Here is a 3,918-nt window from a genome sequence, read left to right on the forward strand (position 1 = left end):
GCCCTCATGGCCTGCCGGGCGCGAGGTCAAGAAAAACCCCGCGCACCTTGTGGCCGCGGGGTTGAAATATGGTGGCGCAGGGCGGAGTCGAACCGCCGACACGCGGATTTTCAGTCCGCTGCTCTACCAGCTGAGCTACCGCGCCGAAAATCTCACGATGCGCATGGCACCGACGCAATTCCGATGGTGGGCGAAACAGGACTCGAACCTGTGACCCCCTGCGTGTAAGGCAGGTGCTCTGGCCAGCTGAGCTATTCGCCCGTCAAGCGGCATTTAGCATAACACACGCCATTTTCTGCACGCAAGGCGGCTGGCGAGGATGCCGGCGCGGGCTCAAGTGACGATCGCGACGCGCGAAGAGACGTGGAAGGCTTGCGCCCGCGCGCGATTGCGACCAGCATGAAATCGTCATGGGATTCGATTCGTCGACCACGCCGGACATGGTCTCCGAACCCGGGCCTGGCGGCGCTCGGCTTCACGCCGTGCCGGACTACCTGCGCCCCGGGCTGGCGGTCGTCTTCGTGGGGTCCAATCCGGGCACGGCGTCCGCGCGCGCCGGGCATTTCTACGCTTCGCCGCGCAACCGATTCTGGGAGCTCCTGGCCGTGGGCGGCATCACCCCCGAGCGATGGCCGCCCGAACGCGACGCCGACCTGCTGGCCCTGGACGCCGGTCTCACGGACATCGTCAAGCGCACGACGCCGAGCGCGGGCGACCTGCCGTCCTGGGAGTACTCGGCTGGCCGGCTGCGACTGCGCCGGCTGATCGAGCACTACCGTCCGAAGTGCGTCGCGTACACGGGCAAAGTCGTGTACGCGGCCTTCGCGGGGATCGCTTCGACCGCCCGCATCGACTACGGGCTGCAGGGGAAGTCCGTCGTCCCGGGTGTCCTGGACTTCGTGCTGCCGTCGCCCAGCGGGCGCAGCGGCATGCCGTTCGCCGAAAAAGCCCGGCACTACCGGGAGCTGGCGCGGCTCATCGAACGCCTGCGGGAGAAGCCGCGATGAAGCCCGGTCAGAGCACGACCACGAGGTACAGCGCGTACAGGAGCCCGTTGACGACCAGGATCTGCGGCAGCACCCGGCGGCGCCAGAGATAGGTGACGAAGACGAGCCCGGCGGCCACGATCGCCACGCCGGCCGCCCAGAGCTGGTCGGCGTCCAGCCGCCAGGGCGTGAACAGGATGCCGATGGCCGGGATGAGCGAGGATTGGAACACCATCGCGCCCGTGATGTTGCTCATCGCCAGGGTATCCTTCCGCTGCCCCAGCCAGATCACGCTGTTGAACGTCTCCGGAAGCTCCGTGGCGATCGGCGTGATGACGACGGACAAGAGGAAGGCCGAAACACCCCAGGCGGAGGCCACGGTCTGGATCGAGTCCACGAACACATGCGCCGCGAACACGATGATGCCAAGCCCGAACAGCACCTGGGCGAGCACTGCCCAGAAGTCGGGCTCCTCCCGCCCGCGCTGGAAGAAGAGGCGGTGGGTCTCGACGTCGCCGTCGTCCGCCTCCGGAGACGGATGACGGAGCGTCCAGGCGACGTAACCGACGTACGTGGCCACCAGCAGCAGGCCGACGGCCACCTGCACCGTGTGGTTCTGCACGAGGCCCGCGGCGGCCGCGAGCGTGTACACCGCGACGAACACGCCGAGGTCCCGCTCCAACGTTCCCGGATCGACCTCGATGAACGCGCCGCGCTTGCGCCGGCTGGCGTAGTAGAACGTGGCCAGGCCGCTGATGAGGAGGGCGAGCGTGGCCAGAAGAAGCGGCGCGCCGAGGATGGCGCCGACGCCGATCTGCTCCCTCACGTGGCTCGCGCCGAACGCGATGGCCCAGATGGGAATGATCGCTTCCGGAAGGGCCGTGCCCATGGCGGCCACCAGGCTGCCCGTCGCCCCGTGGGAGAGATCCATCTTGCGTCCGAGCCATTCCACGCCGTTGGTGAAGAGCGTCGCGCCGAGGAAGATGCCGAGCAGAGAGAGGACGAGTTCAGCCACGACGGGCATCCTGGGCGGAAACTCCTTTCCCGCGGCTAGGTTGCGCGGTCCACGGGCAAAATACGCCGCAGGCGGGAGGTGCAACGCCTTGTCCCAGCTGATGTCGGAAGAGCTGAAACGGCGGCTGGCCGAGGAACTCGGCGTACGCGAGACCGTCGAGCGGGAAGGTTGGGGCGCCGTGTCGTCCAGGGACTGCGGGCGGCTGGTGCAACTGGCCGTGGCCCACGCGGAGCGCATGATGGCGGCACGCGCCGTTCCTCCTCGCGGCCCGCGGGCGCAGTGACCCCGCCCGGCGCACGGGTCCGGTCCGCGGCCCGTGCGCCGTCAATCCGCAGCCTCGTCGATCTCGCGCTGCAACTCCTCCAAAAAGGCCTCGTCGTCCGTGAAACGCCTAGCCTGTCCAAGATAATACCGCACGGACGCCGCCCTGTCCTCGTACGGGATCCGGAAGCTCTGCAGCGCCGCGCGGAAGTCCTCCCGGCCGACACCGCTCGCACCGCTCGCGAAGGCGCGGCGTTTGGCCCTCGTGACCAGCTCCTCGAGCTCCGCTCCCGAGAAGTAGCGCGTGCGCGGCACGATCTCCTCCGCAAGGAACTGGCGGAACGCGTCGGGGTCGTCCAGGAGCGGCGGCCGCCGGTGCCGCGACCCCTCTTCCAGTCCGAGGTGTACCGAGAGCACGGCGAGCCGCGCCTCGGGACCGGGATAGAGGAAGGGAATCTTGTAGTCGAAGCGGCCTGTGCGGATGAACGCCTCGTCCAGGTGATCGGGGACGTTCGTGGTCCCGACCACGATGGCTTCCCGCTCCGGCTTGCCCAGCCATTCCAGGAACTGAGAGAAGACCCGCTGGCTCTCCTCACCCGCCGAGTCGCGCGCGCCGCCCGAACGGCGCCCGAAGCGGTCGATCTCGTCCACGAAGACGACCGCCGGCGACATCTTGTCGGCGAGCTGCAACGCCTGGCGCATGTTCTGGCCGGACTCGCCGAACCACTTGGAGTAGATGTTCTCCGTGCGCAGTTGGATGAAGGGCAGCCGGATCTCGTGCGCCAGGGCGCGCGCGAAGAGGCTCTTGCCGGTGCCCGGCGGGCCGAACAGCAGGAGGCCGCGCGGCAGCGGCACGCCGAACTGGCGCGCGCGGTGGGCCTCCGCCAGCACGCGCACGACGTCCCGCTTGACGAACGACTTCACGGCCGCGTATCCGCCGATGTCCTGGAAGGAGGCGTGCGGTTCGACGACATCGAGCACGCCGGAGCGCCGGACCAGGTCGCTCTTGAGGTCCTTGACGCGCGTCAAGTCGAAGCCTCGCGTCGCGTGGTACGACTCCAGCAACACGCTTTCGAGCTGGTGCAGGTTGAGCCCGGCGGTGGCGGCCGCCAGCTCGCCGAGCCGGTTGTCGTCGATGGAGACCTCGAGCTCGACCGCCGTCTTCGCGATCAGGTAGCGGCGCTCGGCGTCGCTTGAGGGGTCGACCTCGATCACGACGATGAGCTCGCGGGTGTAGGGGTCGAGAAGCGAGGCGGCGTCGGCCGTCTGGAGGAAGATGGTCGAGCCGCGCGCGAGGATCTCCTCGTCGATGGCCCACGCGCGCAGCGCGCTCTGCAAGCCGCTGTCCCACTCCCGGTGCTCGGCCAGGTTCTGCAGGATGACGATCGTGCGCTGCCGCCTCAGGTAGCCGTCCAGCTCCCGCAGCGCCTGGCGCAGGCCGCCAAGGGCGACGCTCGGCGCCTCCACCCCGGCCTGGCGCGCCAGGGGCGTCTCCCACACCGCCTTGCGGTAGGGCGCCAGGCGACCGTCCGGCTGCAGGCGCGAGAGGCCGTGCCACGGGTCGTACAGGAAGAGGTTGTCCGCCCGGCGCAGCGCCTCATGGGTGCGGACGAACTCCTTGAGCTGGATGAGGCGGCGGGGATCGGCGGTCTCGAA

General features: G+C 68.9%; 4 protein-coding genes and 2 tRNA genes. 2 read left to right on the forward strand and 4 right to left on the reverse strand.

Annotated elements, in window-relative coordinates:
• Positions 1-69: 69 nt before the first annotated feature.
• Both IRZ18_08850 and IRZ18_08855 read right to left on the reverse strand, forming a co-directional pair.
• Positions 70-145 (reverse strand) — tRNA-Phe (locus tag IRZ18_08850).
• 39 nt (positions 146-184) lie between these two features.
• Positions 185-261 (reverse strand) — tRNA-Val (locus IRZ18_08855).
• Between the two features lie 179 nt (positions 262-440).
• On the opposite strand from IRZ18_08855, the gene IRZ18_08860 reads away from it, so the two are divergent.
• A complete protein-coding gene (locus IRZ18_08860; GenBank protein ID MBX5477213.1) occupies positions 441-1,007 on the forward strand; it encodes a mismatch-specific DNA-glycosylase in 567 nt (188 codons plus the stop codon).
• A 7-nt stretch (positions 1,008-1,014) separates the two neighbouring features.
• On the opposite strand, the gene IRZ18_08865 is transcribed toward IRZ18_08860, so the two are convergent.
• Positions 1,015-2,001, reverse strand: coding sequence for a sodium:calcium antiporter (locus IRZ18_08865; protein ID MBX5477214.1), 987 nt, complete (start codon positions 1,999-2,001; stop codon positions 1,015-1,017).
• A 100-nt stretch (positions 2,002-2,101) separates the two neighbouring features.
• On the opposite strand from IRZ18_08865, the gene IRZ18_08870 reads away from it, so the two are divergent.
• Positions 2,102-2,284, forward strand: coding sequence for a small, acid-soluble spore protein, alpha/beta type (locus tag IRZ18_08870; protein ID MBX5477215.1), 183 nt, complete (start codon positions 2,102-2,104; stop codon positions 2,282-2,284).
• 41 nt (positions 2,285-2,325) lie between these two features.
• Here the strand turns inward: IRZ18_08870 and IRZ18_08875 are convergent.
• A partial coding sequence (locus IRZ18_08875; protein MBX5477216.1) for an ATP-binding protein occupies positions 2,326-3,918 on the reverse strand: 1,593 nt, incomplete at its 5' end.

This window comes from Clostridia bacterium (assembly GCA_019683875.1).
In the GTDB taxonomy this organism is placed as follows: Bacteria; Bacillota; Sulfobacillia; order RBS10-35; family Bu92; genus Bu92.

What these genes read in the sequence shown, in the direction of transcription:
- IRZ18_08860 (MBX5477213.1), top strand. Translation starts at nt 441, where the DNA reads ATGGTCTCCGAACCCGGGCCTGGCGGCGCTCGGCTTCACGCCGTGCCG.
- IRZ18_08870 (MBX5477215.1), top strand. Translation starts at nt 2,102, where the DNA reads ATGTCGGAAGAGCTGAAACGGCGGCTGGCCGAGGAACTCGGCGTACGC.